This is a genomic window from Halotia branconii CENA392, from assembly GCF_029953635.1.
Lineage (GTDB): Bacteria > Cyanobacteriota > Cyanobacteriia > Cyanobacteriales > Nostocaceae > Halotia > Halotia branconii.
The window spans coordinates 6811257-6829098 of record NZ_CP124543.1; the positions used below are offsets into that span (position 1 = coordinate 6811257).

General features: G+C 39.8%; 16 protein-coding genes. 9 read left to right on the forward strand and 7 right to left on the reverse strand.

The window, feature by feature from the left end; all coding sequences use genetic code 11:
• Nucleotides 1-183 precede the first annotated feature (183 nt).
• The 6 genes from QI031_RS29965 to QI031_RS29990 all read left to right on the forward strand — a co-directional run bounded on the left by QI031_RS29965 (nt 184) and on the right by QI031_RS29990 (nt 4693).
• Nucleotides 184-528, forward strand: a complete 345-nt coding sequence (locus QI031_RS29965) for a hypothetical protein (RefSeq protein ID WP_281483173.1) — start codon at nt 184-186, stop codon at nt 526-528.
• Nucleotides 529-658: 130 nt separating this feature from the next.
• Nucleotides 659-1393, forward strand: coding sequence for a hypothetical protein (locus QI031_RS29970; RefSeq protein WP_281483174.1), 735 nt, complete (start codon nt 659-661; stop codon nt 1391-1393).
• A gap of 22 nt (nt 1394-1415) precedes the next feature.
• The gene (locus QI031_RS29975; protein WP_281483175.1) at nt 1416-2063 is read left to right on the forward strand and encodes a carboxylesterase family protein; all 648 of its coding nucleotides are present in this window, start codon (nt 1416-1418) and stop codon (nt 2061-2063) included.
• Nucleotides 2064-2372: 309 nt separating this feature from the next.
• The gene (locus tag QI031_RS29980; protein ID WP_281486162.1) at nt 2373-2666 is read left to right on the forward strand and encodes a collagen-binding domain-containing protein; all 294 of its coding nucleotides are present in this window, start codon (nt 2373-2375) and stop codon (nt 2664-2666) included.
• A gap of 67 nt (nt 2667-2733) precedes the next feature.
• Nucleotides 2734-3999 (forward strand): IS701 family transposase, encoded by a 1266-nt coding sequence (locus QI031_RS29985; RefSeq protein WP_281480781.1) that lies wholly within the window; start codon nt 2734-2736, stop codon nt 3997-3999.
• Nucleotides 3950-4693 (forward strand): choice-of-anchor A family protein, encoded by a 744-nt coding sequence (locus QI031_RS29990; RefSeq protein ID WP_281483176.1) that lies wholly within the window; start codon nt 3950-3952, stop codon nt 4691-4693. Before QI031_RS29985 ends, QI031_RS29990 begins: the two co-directional genes overlap by 50 nt.
• On the opposite strand, the gene QI031_RS29995 is transcribed toward QI031_RS29990, so the two are convergent.
• The 5 genes from QI031_RS29995 to QI031_RS30015 all read right to left on the reverse strand — a co-directional run bounded on the left by QI031_RS29995 (nt 4690) and on the right by QI031_RS30015 (nt 10052).
• On the reverse strand, nt 4690-5748 hold the full coding sequence (locus tag QI031_RS29995; protein ID WP_281483177.1) for a zinc-dependent dehydrogenase: 1059 nt from the start codon (nt 5746-5748) through the stop codon (nt 4690-4692). The genes QI031_RS29990 and QI031_RS29995 overlap by 4 nt on opposite strands.
• A 668-nt stretch (nt 5749-6416) precedes the next feature.
• On the reverse strand, nt 6417-7367 hold the full coding sequence (locus tag QI031_RS30000; protein ID WP_281483178.1) for an AAA family ATPase: 951 nt from the start codon (nt 7365-7367) through the stop codon (nt 6417-6419).
• Between the two features lie 301 nt (nt 7368-7668).
• Entirely contained in the window at nt 7669-8757 is a 1089-nt protein-coding gene (locus QI031_RS30005) for a DUF4350 domain-containing protein (protein WP_281483179.1), read from the reverse strand.
• Nucleotides 8754-9350: a DUF4129 domain-containing protein gene (locus QI031_RS30010; RefSeq protein ID WP_281483180.1), complete on the reverse strand. Its 597-nt coding sequence runs from the start codon at nt 9348-9350 to the stop codon at nt 8754-8756. Before QI031_RS30010 ends, QI031_RS30005 begins: the two co-directional genes overlap by 4 nt.
• 207 nt (nt 9351-9557) lie before the next feature.
• Nucleotides 9558-10052 carry a DUF2243 domain-containing protein gene (locus QI031_RS30015; RefSeq protein ID WP_281483181.1) on the reverse strand — a complete coding sequence of 165 codons (495 nt, stop codon included), beginning with the start codon at nt 10050-10052 and terminating at the stop codon, nt 9558-9560.
• 159 nt (nt 10053-10211) lie between these two features.
• Between QI031_RS30015 and ybiA the strand changes: the two genes are divergently transcribed.
• From ybiA to QI031_RS30030, 3 genes are all read left to right on the forward strand, one after another.
• Complete coding sequence (ybiA, locus tag QI031_RS30020; RefSeq protein WP_281483182.1) at nt 10212-10697, forward strand: riboflavin biosynthesis intermediates N-glycosidase; 486 nt, start codon at nt 10212-10214, stop codon at nt 10695-10697.
• A gap of 483 nt (nt 10698-11180) precedes the next feature.
• A complete protein-coding gene (locus QI031_RS30025; protein ID WP_281483183.1) occupies nt 11181-13931 on the forward strand; it encodes a GAF domain-containing sensor histidine kinase in 2751 nt (916 codons plus the stop codon).
• Between the two features lie 832 nt (nt 13932-14763).
• Entirely contained in the window at nt 14764-15534 is a 771-nt protein-coding gene (locus tag QI031_RS30030) for a hypothetical protein (RefSeq protein WP_281483184.1), read from the forward strand.
• 37 nt (nt 15535-15571) lie between these two features.
• Here QI031_RS30030 and QI031_RS30035 read toward each other — a convergent pair whose 3' ends face one another.
• The gene (locus tag QI031_RS30035; RefSeq protein WP_281483185.1) at nt 15572-16333 is read right to left on the reverse strand and encodes a DUF4058 family protein; all 762 of its coding nucleotides are present in this window, start codon (nt 16331-16333) and stop codon (nt 15572-15574) included.
• A 151-nt stretch (nt 16334-16484) separates the two neighbouring features.
• Complete coding sequence (locus QI031_RS30040) at nt 16485-17825, reverse strand: pentapeptide repeat-containing protein (protein ID WP_281483186.1); 1341 nt, start codon at nt 17823-17825, stop codon at nt 16485-16487.
• Nucleotides 17826-17842 lie beyond the last annotated feature (17 nt).

Consider the following 17842-nt stretch of genomic DNA (forward strand, 5'->3'; position numbering starts at 1 on the left):
TGCCCTATGCCCCATGCCCTATGCCCTATGCCCTATGCCCTATAAGCACGAATACATTTTATAACTTTAGACATGAAAATTTTATTTTAATCCCAAACTCTCTCCGAAGAAAGAACAAATTGTAGCTGTAATTTACTAAATTGAGATTTAGTAAACGTAGATATCTTAATTTCTGAAATTACCATGAATAAAGAAGTAGAAAGTAAAAATAATCAATCAGATATTCGTCAGCCAGTCGGTGACGATCCTAACACTAGAGAACAGCCAACGGTTCAAGAAAGAAACTTAACTGCAAATCCCGGAGATGCGATCGCTGAACGGCCACAATCAGTTGAAGAGAAAGCAAAACAGGTAGCTGTAGATTCTCCAGATATTACAGGTGATCAAATTACAGTCCCAACTTACTTTGTTGTAGATGAACCCGACGGTGAAGAAAAAGCCCTTCATCATGTCAAAGATGCTGAGGAAATTTCTGACGTGATTCGGGAAGCACGAGTTGACGAAAATGGAAACCGAGTTTGGTGGTAGTTTATTTAATAATTCAGTAGAGACGTGATAATTAATCATGTCTCTATCTTCATGCCCTCGATTCGATTTCCAGGAAGCTCATGATTTTGATAACAAATTAGTTCCCGCGGCGAATTGAGGGCAGATATTAATGAAAAATATTATAGATACTCAAACGTTAACTGACTGGAATACCCAGGAAATTAAAAATAAAACTTTAGAGCTAGTAGCAGGACGAGATACAGAGCCTTTGAGAGATAAGGTAAAATTTTATCAAACTGAATTAACACCCTATTTTGACGAATTAAGTCAACGTAATCCCTTTCCCAATGTCATCGAGCAAGTGCCGATTGTAATTGGTGCTTGGATACCAATTTGGTCTACCATACCCTTTCAAGATATTTTGCCGGGTAGATTATACGAACAGTCTTACCAAATCTTTCATGATAATGGTTACTATGCCAACATTGCTCGTTACGCACCAGGACAATCTAGGTTTTGGCGAATATTTGCTTCCAAATTGCCAGCTTTCGATTTAATGGTGATGCAAAAATACGCAATTCAAGATAACAATTGGTGCATTCAAAATGTAGGGTTGTTTCAGGCTTGGAAAAACAGAGAAAAACCACTGACTATTGACGATGCAGACAAGTGGTTTACAGCGATCACAAAATCTAAATTCCAAGAAAATAGAGCTGAGTTAGATTTACGGCAAGAAATTCAGTTAGAAAAAATGGATAGAAATACTGTCAAAAAATTTGAAAAAGCCTACTTAGCTACTTCTGTTTTAGAACATTTATATATAGATCATGACTTTCGGTTAGTTAAGAGTCAACGCGAAGCTAAACAGCGACCGAGTTATACAATTGCTGTTCGCAGAGGTTAAGTTAGCCCAAGCCGTAAATATTATGCATTCAATACAACAACAAATTAATTGTACTGATACATACAACTATTTGCTGTTTTTACCCGATCGCCAAAAAACGCCAGAGCAACTTTTGCCAACAATTATATTTTTACACGGTGCTGGTGAGCGAGGCTTTAATTTAGAAGACGTGAAAAAGCAAGGCATTCCCCAAATTGTAGAAAAACAGCCAAACTTTCCATTTATTGTGATTTCTCCTCAATGTCCTTTAGGTCAGTATTGGTCAGTACGTCCCTTGAGTATTCTTTTAGATCAAGCGATCGCAGCTTACCCAATTGATAGCGATCGCATATACTTAACAGGGTTAAGCATGGGTGGTTTCGGCACATGGCGCTGGGCTACAGCTGAACCACAACGCTTTGCGGCGATCGCACCTATTTGTGGTGGTGACAACCCATTAACAGCAAAGAACTTAAAAAATCTTCCTGTGTGGGCATTTCATGGAGCGCAAGATCATGTTGTTCCATTGAAAGAGTCTGAAAATATGGTTTCTGCGCTGCAAGCTTGTGGTGGTAACGTCAAGTTTACGGTTTATCCAGAAGCTGATCATGATTCATGGACGCAGACATATAACAATCCAGAGTTATATGAATGGTTCTTGCAGCATCAACGACAACAGACTGTGCATTAAAACAGATTTTAACTGTCTTCAAAAATTATGTGGAAATTACTGTATTAATTTAAATAATACTAAAATTTTATCAAAATGCTTATTTATTATTATGAAATCAGCAAAAATACGGTAATCAAATTACTTTAACCGCTGATATTTTATGGAAAAATTTATACTATCTTTTTCCGTTATTAATTAAATAAACAGTAAATTAGTATCGTAGCTATTTGATGATACTAATCTATGTTTAAAAGGCTCAAAACTACATTTGCATTGATTCCTCTATCATTGGGAACAATTGCCATAACAAGCGTAATACAACCAGCTATGGCTGTTAATCTAGGGATCGCGCAAAACTATAATGTCTTCGTTTTTGGAGATATGAATCAAAGCTCAGATTCCGAAGGTCGTGTAGCTGTTGGTGGTAATGCCACATTAACTAATTTTGGAATTGCTGACCGTCTAACTAATTCTAATGGTACAGATACTCGACTTGTTGTAGGTGGTAATTTAACCTACAATAACGGTCAGATTTTTGGTGGTAATGCTGTTGTTGGCGGTACTGTTAAAACTCCTGTCTATTTCAATTGCTCACCTAACTGTGGTGTTAGCGGGACTTAGGCAAAAAAAGAGAATAAAAAAGGCTATAATGCAGAATTAGCATAGGTTTTACGTCAAACTAACCCCCATGAAAGAGACAACTCCCACAGCTATGCCCCCATGCTTTGAAAAATGGTGTCAAAGGTTTGACGATGTATTTGGTCATAAAGCGCAAAAAAGGGAGTTTAGACATTATTTAGGGGGGTTGTTAGGAGAAAGCGAACGGAAAAACTTGTTCCAGCTCGCAGAAAATGCCGTAGGAGTAAATTACCACCGATTACACCACTTTTTGACAGATTCCCCTTGGTCGGCCACAAAGGTGAATGAACGACGCTTAGAGGTAATGAACAAGTGTAGTCAGACTAAAATCAGTAGGGGATTTAGCTTGATAATTGATGATTCAGGGCATAGGAAAAGTGGTAACTTTACCGAAGGTGTGGGAAGACAATATATCGGAGAAATTGGCAAGACAGATAATGGAATAGTGGTGGTAACAACTCATTTATATGATGGGAGAAAAAGCCTACCATTAGATATAGAGTTATATCAACACGCTGATTCATTACCCGAAGGAAAACAAGACCCTCTATTTGAGAAAAAAACAGAGATAGCAATTAAGTTAATAGACCAAACAAGAGAGCGAGGATATCAACCAGGAATAGTGATTGTAGATGCCGGATATGGTAACAATACATCATTCCTATTAGAACTAGAAAATCGCAAATTAAAGTATTTAGGAGGAATAGCCAAAAATCGGAAAGTCACAATTAGTGAGCAAGAGAATAATCAACGAACAATTAGGATAGATGAGTTAGCAAAGTCTATACCCCAAGAGGCTTTTAGCGAAACTCAACTCAATTTAGATAAACCTAGAAAAGTATGGGTAGCAACTTTTGAAGTAGAGATATCACGTCTGGAAGGTAAACGAAGTATAGCTATCGTCATGAATGCTGCTACTTTTTCTGATGCCACAGATATCGACTACTTTATTACCAATGTTTCTACATCTGTTGTAACTTCAGAATGGATAGTAAACACCTATTCTCAACGCAATTGGGTAGAGGTCTTTTATAGAGAAGCCAAGGGTTTTTTAGGATTGAAAGAATATCAAGTCCGAGATAAAACCAGTCTCATGCGACATTTTATCTTGGTATTTTGTGCCTATACTTTTGTCCTTTGGCATCAGTTGACTGGTGGTTTTAGACGTAGGTGGGCAACTAAACCGTTGAACACTTTTACTGAGGCTTTAGAAGCCTTTAGAACTGCTATTTCTTTCCGATTTATTGAGTGGTTGACTGTTAATCGTGACGTATTTGCCGCTCATAAAGCCAGTTTCGGCTTTATTTGGGCTTGATTTTTCCTTAAGTCCCGTTAGTTCAGGTAAACCGATTGATTTTGATGCTGCGCGCCAAGAGTTGAATAATCTTTCTAATTATTTGGGTGGATTAGCTTCTACAAATACTACAGAGTATAAATGGGGCGGAATTTACCTTCAAGGAAACAATAGTGATTTGAATGTCTTTACAATTGATGGTTCCCAGTTTTCTAGTAGTAGTTACTTAAATTTGAGTGGCGTTGGGAGTAATTCTACTGTAGTGTTTAATATTTTAGGAAATAGTGTCGATATCAAGAATTTTGGATTAAATCTTAATGGTGTTAATAAGCAAAATGTCTTGTTTAACTTTGTGGATGCAACTCAAGTTACAACCACTGGTTTCTCATTCCAAGGCAGTGTACTTGCTACCAACGCTAACTTTAATTTTTCTAATGGTAATGTAGAAGGAACTTTAATTGCTTCTTCATTATCTGGTAGCGGCGAATTTCATAATACCCAATTTACAGGTAATCTTCCTAACGTACCGCAGCCAGAACCTCCTAGCAATCAATGGCATCCTCCTAGTACAGGCACAGTAACAGAACCTAGTGCAACCACAGTGCCAGAACCAGGTGCTGTTTTAGGGCTATTTCTCTTAGGGACTTTGGTTGGATTTTCCCGCCGTTCTAGAATCTTGTCACAATCGGCAAGTATAGCTAATACAGTCCATTAGACTTGAGCAAGGGGATAAATCAATATTTTGTAGGTTTCTGGTGTCGGAGCGATCGCTTGTTCTACCGCTGCTGATAAATTTTGTAATGGGTAGCGATCGCTAATTAACGCTTTTACATCTATACGCCGATTAAACACAATATCAGCCGATAGATTTTGAAGGCGGTAAGACGAACTGTAACTACCCATTAAGTCAATCTCTCGGCGATAAAGAATATTGGGATTGATTGAAATTTCTAACTCATCGGGAAATTCCGCGAAAAATAGGATTTTGCCACCTTTGCGGGTACATTCCAGCGCTTGATAGAAAGCTTTCTCGCTCGGAACAGCCAGCAGGGTGACATCAACACCCATACCACCAGTGAGAGTATGAGTTTTTGCAACTAAATCACGGTCGCGGGCATCAAAAGCCGCTTCTGCGCCGACATGCAAAGCTTTTTCAATTCTAGAGGGTAGTAAATCAGTGGCGATCGCTTTCGCTCCGAAATACTTGACCAACATTACAAACATTAACCCAATTGGCCCGGCTCCTGTCACCAAAACAGTTTGTCCAGGGGCAATTTGGGCTTTTTTTACTGCTTTGAGACAACAATTAGTTGGTTCTACAAAACTCGCTTCTTCAAAACTTATGTGATCGGGAATGGGAATTAATCCCCCGTTCTGCACAATATGATCAGGAACTTTCACATACTCAGCAAAACCGCCACCACTGGCGTTAAATCCTGCTGTGGTGGAGATATTTTTGTAAACATCGCACATCGAAAAATTATCATTTAGACAGTAAGCGCAACGCATACAAGGAATGTGATGCATCACCGCTACCCGTTGTCCTACTTGCCAATTTTTGACTTGATTACCTACCGCTGCAATCATTCCAGCCGTTTCATGTCCAAATATACGCGGCGGTTCATACAAAGGATAACGAATTTTTTTGATATCTGACTGACACAATCCCACCACCTGCACCTGTACCAACACCTCACCCGGTTCCAGAGTCGGTACTGGAATCTCTTCGTAGGAAAGTTGATTAACGCCTCTAAATACTTGTGCTTTCACGTTGATTTTTATCGTTCAACATTACTAGATGTAACATTAGCGGTCAACATTCAGCTATATAACTTACGCAAGAACTCTCTCAAAACAGTAAAATAAAAGTCCCCAACCTCATCAATCAAGCTTTTATCTCCAAGTTTCGTGTTCTGAACTCGAAGTTTCCTGTTCTGAACTTGAAGTTTTATGTTTTGAACTCCAAGTTTCGTGTTCTGAACTCCAAGTTTCGTGTTTTGAACTCGAAGTTTCTTGTTTTAAACGAGAATATTCTTGTTTGAAGGTGGAATGATGGTGTTGTGAGGGCAATCGCTCTACCTTTTTACTCGAAGTTTCTTGTTCGCAGGTCAAATAATGGTGTTCTGGAGGCGATGTCTGACGACAAGCTGCAAGCGTTTAAGTAAGTCGGTGAAATAAAATCAAACTATGTGAATAAAAGTAAATAAGGCTCAAACTCTTTTTCTCCCTGCTCTTGGTCACTGAGCGACTTGTACTGAGTTTAGCCTGAGCGTTGGTTGCTGAGTTTCGACTTCGCTCAACTGCCGCGCAGTCGAAGTAAGCCGAAGTGCTGCCCCCTGCTTTATTCCAACGATAATTATTAATATCGACCTACTTACGCTCGACTGAAATTGTAAAATCAGATGCGATCGCTTGTCTAGAAAAAATCAATTACATTATTATCTTGGAACAGGAACTCCATTAATTACTGATGCAATTACGGCATCCATTTGTAAACCATCCAACATTGCCTCTGGTTTCAAAATCAGGCGATGACGCAATAATGGAGATGCCACAGCTTTAATATCATCTGGTGTCACAAAATCCCTACCAGCTAACCACGCCATTGCTTGAGATGTCTGTAACCAAGCACCAGCTGCACGGGGTGATGCACCCAAAGTTAAATCGGGATATTGACGCGATGTTCTAACTAACGCTAAAAGATAATCAACAATCGCTTCTGATACTTTCACTTGTTTGAGCGCTTGTCGTGCCTGCAAAATTTCGGCTACTGTTGTTACTGGTCGCAAATTGCTAATATCCCAACGACGTGCAGCAAAACCTGCTTGACGATTAAATAACATTTGCTTTTCGGCAGCTTGGTCTGGGTAATCTACTACCAGTTTGAATAGAAATCTATCTAATTGTGCTTCCGGTAAGGGATAAGTACCTTCAAATTCCAGAGGGTTTTGGGTCGCAATTACCAAGAATAAATCTGGTAATGGCAAACTTTCACCATCCAATGTTACCTGCATTTCTTCCATTGCTTCGAGCAGCGCCGCTTGTGTCTTGGGAGGAGTGCGGTTAATTTCGTCTGCTAGTAACACCTCGGTAAATACAGGGCCTTTTTTCAAGGTAAAACTGCGGCTATTCAAATCAAAAATATTTGTACCAGTAATATCTGACGGTAAAACATCTGGTGTTAATTGAATCCGGTGAAAATCTGCTTGGATTAACTGTGCCAATACTTTTACTAAAAGGGTTTTACCAGTTCCTGGTACTCCTTCTAAAATTACGTGTCCACCTGCTAGCAGTGCTACCAAAAACTGCTGTATCAGTTGGGATTGTCCAACTACTACTTTATTCAGATTTTGACCGAGGCGAAGGAAAACGGAATGGGTTTCGCTCATATTTTTTTATTTACGCTACGCGGATCAGTTGTCAATAGTCAGTTGTCAGCGATGCACTGAGCGGCTGGTGAGCGCAGTCGAACCATGTCGAAGTGTTGTTTTTGATTTGGTTTAACATCCCCAAAGCGTAAGTAGTCTGGCGCAGCCGCCCACGAGACTGGCTTGACTTTTCGCTGTCTTGAAAAGTTGCTCCTCTTTAGAACCCAAGACCGCACTTTTCGCTTTGCTACTGACCACTGACCACTGACAAAACTTCACCCACAAGTGGATGAAGTTTTTTCTGTAGCTTCTTTGCATGAAACTACAAGTGCCGACGCACAATTTGCCATTTCCCCAACCAGCTTAACAGGTCTGGTTCACTCATGCGGCGTTTTCGAGATTGTAATTTTAATACCGCATCTAGTTCTGCTGTACTTGCGCCTGTCTTTTCTACCCAATGGTTAATTAGGGTTTGATGTTCCAGGGGAATTTGCCCCAATCCTAAGGCTTTTTGCAATTGTAGTTGTTCCTCTTTCCCCAACATCTCTACAACAAAATCGCTAGATTCAGCTTTCTGCAAGACTCCTGCTAAAGCTTGGATATATGCTTCGCTGTTATCGACAACTGGTGTATCTAAAGCTACTGCTTGACCAAAGCGGCGATTTTTTGCCCAAATTAAGACTAATAGCAAAACGCCTATCTGCACTAATATCGGCAACACAGGAGTTTTAATAAAATAATTCAGTAAGTTGCCTTGTCCTTCAGTTTGCCTAACATCGGCATCTTTGTAGCCGTGGATGTATTCATCTACAAATACAGGCTGATTTTTATTAGTAACTAAACTTGCCAAGTATTGAAAATTGCTTAAATTATCTTGGTAGGCATTAGCAGCCAAATAGCGAGTAGTAGAAAAAATGACTTTTCCTTGATCATACTTTTTTTCCCAAACAACAGCTCCAAAGCGATCGCCTAAAGCAACTTTTTGAGGATTAGCCTTAGCATAACGTCGTCTGGTCGCAATTTTCACATCACCAAAAGACGATTTTTGCATGGTGTTAAAGTCTGCGGCTGTTACCTGACTATTCACTCCTAAAATTATTAAAGTATTGCCTTTCTCGACCCATTCTCGTTCTTCGTGAGCTAGGATTGGTGGTCTAAGAATACTGTATACCTGTAGAAGAGTGATAGGACTTGGTTGTTTTTTCAGTTCGCTAAACGGTTTTTGCCAACGCTGAATGGTAGTTCCTTGTTTTTGCATGAAAGCATACCAAGCACCATAGCCATCGGCGGCGCGATTATAAGTAGAGCCATTATTGATTTTGCTGCTATTAGGAGCTGCAATTAAGGTAAGTAAAATTATTACACCTAAAGCGATCGCTCCTAGCCAAGCAATGCGGTTTGAGCGTTTCATTCTGGAGAAACCTCTCGATAGGCTTGCCGACACTGTTCATAATTTTCTGGCAAAATCTCAGTATCACTAAAACATAATTGCTCATGGGTAGTAATTAAAGTTTCATAAGGCTGCATCGAAGTCACGGTTGATTGAAGCAATTGCAGATATTCGCCATCTGTGCGGCTGGGTTTATGAACAATCACCTTTGTATCATGCAAATGTTGCAATATTGCCAAATAAAGACAACGGCAAGCTTCGCGGTAGTTTCCCTGACGATAAAGTTGTTGCGATCGCTCCAACAAAAGTGCTACAGATTTATCATCAAAATGACTTGGTGCTTGAGAATTTTTAGAATTGCGATCGCTAGATAGCCAAGAATAAATATAAGGATTAAACTCTCGCCACAAACGCCAAGCCACCCAAGCCAAGAGTAAGCCTAATACAAGCCAGAAAAGGAATTTTAGTAAATTAGCTAGCCAAGGACTAATTGACCCAGTAGGTAATTCCGGTAAATTTTTATAAAACTGGTATTCCCACCATTCTCCCAGTTGTTGTTGCAACTGAGAAAGCCGCCAACCTAAGCTAGTTTTTTCAAAAGTATTTATAGGCATAGGGCATAGGGTATGGGGAAAGAAGAGGCAGTGTTTCGACTACGCTCAACAACCGGGGCAGGGTGCGGGGTGCAGCACTTCGGCTACGCTCAGCAACCGGGGAATGAAGAATGTCTTGAATTTGTTCATAATCTTTCTTTCTCCTTGTCTTTTTGTCTCCTTGTCTCCCTGCTCCCTGCTCCCTTCTTTCTGCTCCCCCTGCTTGTTTTAAACTTCTAATTCTTGTTGACTTTTGCTCTTTTGTAGCATTATCCAACCAATTAAAACAAGCAATGCACCCAAGACTAAAAATCCTAAATCCCAAGCTAACTGATTAGGCCCTGGTTTGACATGATGGATACCAAGAATTTGGTGGTCAATCAATCCTTCTACAAAATCGAACAATCCTACACCAATTAGCAAAGACCCCACAAATGTTTGTGATGACCAAGGAACATCGTCTCGACCTCCTGCACGCCACAGCAGTATTATTCCTACTAAGGTAAACACCCAGTCAAGGGCATGAAATAACCCGTCCCATACCATATTTAAATCTATGTTTGAGACATTTTTCAAAGGTCGAACACTGCTTAACATGTGATGCCATTGTAAAATCTGATGCAGTAAGATGCCATCAATGAAGCCTCCTAGACCCAGACCGAGGAAAACTCCAGCAACTATCAACGGTGTACGCTGATAAGGCTTTGTACTCTTTGGCTGCATTGTCAACCTCGCATATAGACTTTTCTCTCACAATAAAATTTTTTGCTTAGCAATATCTTCTGTCTTGAGACAAATTTTAGGTTTCAATCTAAAGTTGACCACTGTCTGCTAGCATCTACAGGCATTATAGAGAATGATATATAAAAGAGAAATTTTCAAATGACTATTTACTTTTACAAGGTTTGGCAGCCTTATGGCTGTTTTTCCAATTTTTCTCCCCACGGAATCCAAATTCAAGGTACTTACTGGCCAACGGTAGAACATTATTATCAAGCGCAAAAATTTGTCGGCAGTGTAGATGCAGTAATTATACCTACCATTCGTGCTGCCGCAACCCCAGAAGAAGCTGCGGCTCTAGGACGCTGTAGCACTCGCCAACTCCGTTCAGATTGGCAAGTAGTCAAAACTCAAGTAATGCGAGAAGCTGTACTTAAAAAGTTTCTTACTCATGCCGATATTAGAAAAATTTTATTAACCACAGGCAATGAGATTTTAGTAGAAAACTCACCAACAGATTATTTCTGGGGTTGTGGTGCAAAGACTACTGGTCAAAACCATCTCGGCAAAATTTTGATGAGTGTGCGCGAAGAAATTCGCCAGTCACTACTTATTTCGGTAAGTACTGCTGATTATGCCTCAGAATAGCTGCTTTTAATGATGAATTTGCTCTGTAAGGGGAATGGCAACATTTCCCCAGACAAGTAACTTTTGGCAAGGAACAGGCTTAAAAGTTTTGGTATCTGGATTTTCAGCTCGATTTTAGTTAGTCGGCATAATTAAAGCTAATTATGTCAATAAAGATTATCTTCTTTGCTTTTGCTTACTGCTTGATGCCAATGATAAATATTCACACTTACCTATTGATAGGTATACTTTATAATTACTATTTAATTTTTGATTAATAATCAAAAAGTTGTAAATAAATATCACAATTATAGAAAAAATTAGGAATATTCTAATTTACATGATTCTACCGAATACATCTCAATATTAAAATTATAAAATTAAATGTTTATAACTAATATTTTCTTAATTTTTGACCCTTGAAAATTAGGGTTTTAATGGGTATCGGCATCAAGCAATAGCTATCTAAGCATTTTTATACTTTTATTTTAGGTGTACCCAGTAATGGCATTTTCTGACAACCTTAATAGTTTGCCGCTAGCCTTCCAAAAAGAAGACTTATTGCATCGCATCACAAACCGGATCAGGCGATCGCTCGAACTACAAGAAATATTAACAGCTACTGTTGCCGAAGTTCGTTTATTTTTAGGTACAGACCGAGTGATGGTGTATCGGTTTGATGGTGATGGTAGTGGTGAGGTTGTTGCCGAATCTATTCACGAGCAAGTTTTACCATCACTATTAGGATTGCACTTTCCAGCAGATGATATTCCCCTAGAAGCGAGAGAAATGTTTGTCTCACTACGGCAACGTTCAATTGTGGACATAGCTGCCGGCAAAATTGGACTATCGCCATTGTATTCCCCAGAAACCGATGCATCTCTACAAACGCAGAGCATCAATTATCGGCAAGTAGACCCTTGTCATATTCAATATTTAACAGCAATGGGTGTACAATCTTCGCTGGTAATACCAATTTTACATCAAGACCCTAGTCAGCCATCAGCAAAGCCAGAGTTGTGGGGATTGTTAGTATCACATCACAGTAAATCACGAACGATTTTACAGCCGGAACTAAAGGTATTACAACAAGTTGTAGATCAGGTGACAATTGCGATCGCTCAAAGTAATTTACTTTCTGTCACCCGTGCCAAGCAAGAGCGAGAAGCGACTATTAATCGAATTACCACACTGTTACATAAGTTACCCACAATTCAACTACAAGGGGCGCTGGAAGAAGCTATTACTACTTTTGGTGGAGTCGGCGGAAGACTTTATGTTGATCACAGTGGAGAAGTCTATACTTGGGGCGAACAACCGCAATTGCCTTATGAATTAAAATATAGCGTTATTGAACAGCATCCTGTCTGGCAAAACTGGATAGGTGAGTTTAAGCTAGGTAATGTTTGGCCAATTAATGATCTCTACAAAGAACCGCGTTTGCGAGTTTTGGCTCCTGCATTCGAGTTAACTCAGATTCGCGGACTTTTGGTGATTCCCCTGCATTATCGCCAAAATTTTATCGGTGTAATCAGCATTTTTCGTTCCGCATTTAATAGCGAAATTTTGTGGGCAGGACAAAACGATCCAAATCAACAGCAACGGTTGCCCAGACTGTCTTTTGAGGTTTGGCGAGAGCAGAAAAAGGGTCAAGCACAAGCATGGCAGCCTCAAGAAATTTCATTGGGAGAAGCTTTGTGCTATCACTTCTCAATGGCAATTCAGCAGCAGCAAATGTATCAACAAGTACAAGTGCTAAATACTAATCTTGAATTAAGAGTACAAGAAAAAACTGCCGAACTAGAAAAATCATTACTACTAACTAAAGCTGTCAAACAAGTTGCAGAGCAAATCCGCAGTACATTAGACTTAAAAGCCACCTTGCAAACCATCGTGCGGGAAGTTCGCCCGCTAATCAATTCAGACCGAGTGCTGATTTATCGCATAGGAGATGAAGCTGATGGTGAAGTGATTGTCGAAGAAATTAACGGTAACTGGCTGTCATCGATGGGTATAAAAGCACCACTAGGATGCTTTCCTGCTGAGTATGCCTTGATGTATTTTCGGGGTAGGATACGAGTAATTAATAATGTCTCAACGTCTTATTTGAGTGATTGTCATCGAGAATTTTTGCAAAGTCTGCAAGTGCAAGCCGACTTAATTGTTCCAATCAATATGGGTACGCAACTGTGGGGATTACTTATTGCCCATCAATGTGACAGTCCCAGAAATTGGCAGGATGGAGAAATTAATTTATTACAACAGTTAGCAGATCAAGCTGCGATCGCTATTCAACAGGCACAACTTTACGAACAAAGCTGTATTGCTGAAACAGAAGCTAGATCTCAAGCTGCACAACTAAAGCATACCCTACACGAACTTCAAGAAACCCAAACAAAATTAATTCACACTGAAAAAATGTCCAGCTTAGGACAGCTGGTGGCAGGTGTAGCACACGAAATCAATAATCCTGTTAACTTTATCTACGGCAACCTCTATCACGCTAATAAATATACTCAACAGTTGATAGAACTTTTGAAACTCTACCAATCTTACTATCCTCATCCCCAAAATGAGATTAAATTAGCAACCGCAGCGATCGATTTGGATTTTTTGGTAGAAGACTTACCAAAAATCATGGATTCAATGCAAATAGGAGCCGATCGCATTCGTTCTATAGTTTTGTCATTACGCAATTTTTCTCGCCTGGATGAGGCCGATAACAAGCCTGTTGATCTCCATGAAGGGATAGACAATACTTTATTAATCTTGCAACATCGATTAAATTCAAATGGCCATTTAACTAGCATTGAAATCATCAAAGACTATGGTCAATTGCCGCGAATAGAATGCTACGCCGGACAAATGAATCAGGTATTTATGAATGTTCTCAGCAATGCCATTGATGCTCTAAATGAGCAAAGAACAACAGAACAAAGCCAAAGCCACCTTGCCTCACCGACAATTCGGATTTCTACCCAAGTCTCAACTAATAATTCATATTTATTAATCCGTATTGCTGACAATGGGCCGGGAATGACTGAAGACGTGAGAAAACGCATTTTTGATCCGTTTTTCACTACTAAATCCGTGGGGAAGGGTACAGGATTAGGGCTGGCAATCAGTTATCAGATTGTTGTAGAAAACCATAATGGAGTGATGGAGTGTGTTTCGGAACCAGGAAAAGGTACAGAATTTTGGATTGAGATTCCTATCAAAATGCTAAGTAAAGTAAATACTCAAGAATTAAGTTAATGCATCCTTAATTTTAAAGGTTGATGTTAAGACCATCTGTTATTTGTCATTTACCACTGACAACTGACCACTAATACCGTTTCACTTTAAAGTTGATACATTTGGGCAAGCAGGGGAAGCAGGGGAAGCAGGGGAAGCAGAGGAGGCAGGGGGAGTATAAGAAAAGTAATTTGTATCAATAATTTCGTGAAATGGTATAACTACTAGCTAAAGTAAAGTTTAGTTGCAAAAATAATCTACTTTCATCTACAAGTGCTAATTTAATAGTAGAAGCTAATAAAAAGCTTCCCTGACAGATTCAACAGCAGGTTTGTAATCAACAAAAGAGGTAAAAGACGCTGTTTAACTTATGTCTGTCTCGTTCAACCCCAACAACACCCAACGCGAACGCTGATATTTCCTCAAAATATTGAAAATCAGGGGGCGCTGTAACTGGTTTTCATTGCTTGTGAAGAGTGATGAACGTGATTACATCCCTGGCTATAATCAACAAAGGGAGGAAATCATTAAAGCTAGTAGATGTCTGGGTGTTGTTGTATTAATATGATTTTACCAAAGGCGGCGATCAGTCCATTTATTCAAGGAGTAAGAGAGATAGTCGCCCTGCCCCGTCAGTGGTCAGTGGAAAATAAACAACTAACAACTAACAAATAATAACTGATCCTAATCCTGCAAGAAGCTTAAAAATTTTTGATATAAATCGCTTTTCTTACTCCCCCTGCCTTCCCTGCTTGTCATCTGTATCAACTTTAAATTGAAACAGTATAAAGGGTATCACTCGGTGTAAGCTAATAAAAAGTCGAATAGCAACAGACATTTGAAATAGCCCCTTATGTCAATAATTGCGCTCAGAGCCTGGTATATAGAAGATTATGAGCCGATCGCAGAACTAGAAAAACGCCCAGCAGACATTCGTCTCAGTAAAAAAAGCTTGCTGAGATCAGCAATGCGGGCGGACTTTTTAGAAGACAGCGATGAAGTTAAACAATCAACTTGGTTTGGGCGCTATTTAGAAGGGGAAAATATTGAATTTTACATTGAAGGTAGTGGTGGTTATTGTGTAGCTAACATAGACTTGATTAGCCATGAAATTTATTTTACTAAACAGGCATTGTTGGCTCAGTTAGAACCAACAATTTTTTTATGCTATCAAACTGAATATACCCCAGCAAGTGATGCCTTAAAAGAAGAACTGCAAAAAAGTTTGGCATCTTTAAATTTGCGATCGCGTCTTCCTTTAGGATTAGCAGAAGCTAACCGACCTAGTGATGCTCCTTTACGGTTGAGCCGCGCTATGATGCGAAAAATTCGTAAGAGTTTATTGTTTATTGCAGACACTACACCTGTTGCTAACATTGCAGACAAAGAAACCAATCGTTTAATTCCTAGTCCGCATGTTTGTGTAGAAATTGGCTATGCAATTCAAAGTAAGCGTTCCGAACAAATTTTATTAGCTCACATGCAACGCCCAGACTTTGAGGGACAATTTCCTTTTGATTTACCTACACAACAGATTTTGCCGTTTCAAGACAGTGAAGAACTCAATAAAATTCTCACAGGGGCAATTGAAACTCAGTTAGCAAGATTTAAACTGTTTTTTTGATGTCGATGGTAAATTTACAAATATAGAACTTTCCCGCCTATTTAATTTGTAAAGTTTCTCTCACCCAAGCTTCTTCTTGTGGCGATCGCAATATTTTCAAAGGTTGTGTATAATCAATTGCCAAGTCAAATCTAGCACGTTCGTAAACTTGATTTAGTAACCTTTGCAAGTCAACTAGTGGCTCAGTTTCACCCTTACCCAAAGGCACAGGAAAAACAGGAATTGGGTTTCTTAAGTCGAAAGTATATAAATCTGCATCAGGTCTGTTGTAGCTACGACTGACTAAAATACTATAATCTGTGGCTGTCGCTCCCAAAATAGGCATTGACTCTCCTTGCCTCAAGAGGTCGATTTCTACCAATTTAGTTGCCGAAGCCAAAATTTCCTGTCGTTTGCTCTCGTAAGCGGTTCTACCTTCTTTGGAGCGTTTATTTTTGGGTGAAAGTATTTCAATTACAGCAATTACTTCTTGACTTTGAGTTGCTCGTACCTCTAAAAATCGCTCAGTTACCTGTTCAGGTATGGGAACTTTCACTTTACTAGGTTCGGTAAGTTTTGCAGCAGTCAAAGTTGTGCCAATATCTGTAGTATTACGATTAGCAACTGCTACATCAGCAATTCCTACAAGTAAGATATCTTCTGCACTCTGATAAACTCGCTCTTCAATGGAAACTCGGTATTTAGGTGCAATTTGAGGAGTCAAATCATCAGCTATAGCTACAATCAAACGATTGTGAACTTGATGCCAAAGTTCTGGTTGTTCTAAATAGGGGTTCATTCCAGGAAATGGATTTCCCATTGCACTTTCCTTTAGTTTTCTCGTAATATCTTTGGATGCTCACCCCAAAGTAATAAAGCGCGGGACTACTACTGCAAAAGCTCAATTGAGACTATTCTATCTGTTCTCATCTGCTGAATTTTCCCTTGTGCAAGGAGCCGCCAAGCGGAATTTATCTTCCTAACTTATTATCAATACCTTCGCAACCACCAGGAATAGTGGTTCTCGTTTTTTCACCCCCCCAAGTGCAGCAATAATAACGGTTAGCCTCAGACATTCGTTGCACATTGCTAAAATCAGCATTTTCTATGACCGCACCAGTACATTCTCCGGTCTCGTAGTTTGGTGGTATGGTGCGACTGCGGGGTGATGCCTGATCTAAGGAACCATAAAATAGTCGAGTGCCGTTAAAATCAGTATTGCTGAGATTAGCATCATATAAGATAGTGCGAGCAAGATTGGCTTTAACCAAATCACAACCGCTAAGATTAGCCCGGACAAGGTTAGCTTCACTAAGATCAGTCCAACGTAAATCATTACCAGAAAGGTCTGCGGCGGCTAACATCACCCCTAAATCAATCACACGTACACCTTCTAAGCGGTCTTCTGCATAACCTCCAACACCGTTGAGAATGGCTCTACCTAAACGGCGATCGCGTTTTAAGGGTGTCAGTAATTTGGAACGAGAGAGAAAACGCAGAATTTTCGCTTTACCACTACCATCGACACTACTAAAAATTGCCGCCGTGCGTCCTTCGGCGATCGCTCTTTCTTGAGGCCAGTCTTCTAATAAGCCTTCTTCATCCAATACCAAGTCAGAAACGCCTTGAAAATAAGAATCAATTGTCTGCTGCTGGGTGATAATATTTTGCTGAACTGTCAGCAGGTTTTGTTGAATTGTCAAGTCTTTGGAAATGACATATTGTCGCCATGCTACATATACAGCAATGACGGCAATCAAAATTTGCCCCAAAGCACCAAACCATTCGGCTAACGTGCCAGAAGCCTCCCAGTTAATTTGCTGTCCCCAAAGCAGCAGCCGATAGCCTACACCAGTAAACTTTAATGAGCCGATAATCGCTACTACGAGTCCTAAAAAGGCCACAAGCAGTGTTTTATCTAAAGACGAAAACCATTCATTGACTAGATACTGCAACCAAGGCAATAGCATCGCCAAAGATAACATCAAAGTTATCACTGTTCCAAAAACGCCGATGATCCAGTTATTTAGAATCAAGCCAACAAAAGTGATTGCGATCGCCAGTAGAGTAATCAGCAATGCTCTTGGCTTAACTGTAAATTGATTACTGATGTTTTGCTGAACACTGGAATGGGCTTGTTGCAGCGCCGTTTTATTCTGCGGAGATTGCAAAGACGCAATTGCAGATAAGGCTTGTTGGGTGGCTAGTGTTTCTGAGCTTAAGTGATTATCACTTACACCAGTCTCAAAGTCATCTGGTGGCAATTTTTCTTCTGGCACTGGTAAATTGAGGGAGTCGGGTTCAATCGTCATGTTTTCTATTTTGCCCT

What these genes read in the sequence shown, in the direction of transcription:
- QI031_RS29965 (WP_281483173.1), top strand. Translation starts at nt 184, where the DNA reads ATGAATAAAGAAGTAGAAAGTAAAAATAATCAATCAGATATTCGTCAG.
- QI031_RS29970 (WP_281483174.1), top strand. Translation starts at nt 659, where the DNA reads ATGAAAAATATTATAGATACTCAAACGTTAACTGACTGGAATACCCAG.
- QI031_RS29975 (WP_281483175.1), top strand. Translation starts at nt 1,416, where the DNA reads ATGCATTCAATACAACAACAAATTAATTGTACTGATACATACAACTAT.
- QI031_RS29980 (WP_281486162.1), top strand. Translation starts at nt 2,373, where the DNA reads ATGGCTGTTAATCTAGGGATCGCGCAAAACTATAATGTCTTCGTTTTT.
- QI031_RS29985 (WP_281480781.1), top strand. Translation starts at nt 2,734, where the DNA reads ATGAAAGAGACAACTCCCACAGCTATGCCCCCATGCTTTGAAAAATGG.
- QI031_RS30000 (WP_281483178.1), bottom strand. Translation starts at nt 7,367, where the DNA reads ATGAGCGAAACCCATTCCGTTTTCCTTCGCCTCGGTCAAAATCTGAAT.
- QI031_RS30005 (WP_281483179.1), bottom strand. Translation starts at nt 8,757, where the DNA reads ATGAAACGCTCAAACCGCATTGCTTGGCTAGGAGCGATCGCTTTAGGT.
- QI031_RS30010 (WP_281483180.1), bottom strand. Translation starts at nt 9,350, where the DNA reads ATGCCTATAAATACTTTTGAAAAAACTAGCTTAGGTTGGCGGCTTTCT.
- QI031_RS30015 (WP_281483181.1), bottom strand. Translation starts at nt 10,052, where the DNA reads ATGCAGCCAAAGAGTACAAAGCCTTATCAGCGTACACCGTTGATAGTT.
- ybiA (WP_281483182.1), top strand. Translation starts at nt 10,212, where the DNA reads ATGACTATTTACTTTTACAAGGTTTGGCAGCCTTATGGCTGTTTTTCC.
- QI031_RS30025 (WP_281483183.1), top strand. Translation starts at nt 11,181, where the DNA reads ATGGCATTTTCTGACAACCTTAATAGTTTGCCGCTAGCCTTCCAAAAA.
- QI031_RS30030 (WP_281483184.1), top strand. Translation starts at nt 14,764, where the DNA reads ATGTCAATAATTGCGCTCAGAGCCTGGTATATAGAAGATTATGAGCCG.
- QI031_RS30035 (WP_281483185.1), bottom strand. Translation starts at nt 16,333, where the DNA reads ATGGGAAATCCATTTCCTGGAATGAACCCCTATTTAGAACAACCAGAA.
- QI031_RS30040 (WP_281483186.1), bottom strand. Translation starts at nt 17,825, where the DNA reads ATGACGATTGAACCCGACTCCCTCAATTTACCAGTGCCAGAAGAAAAA.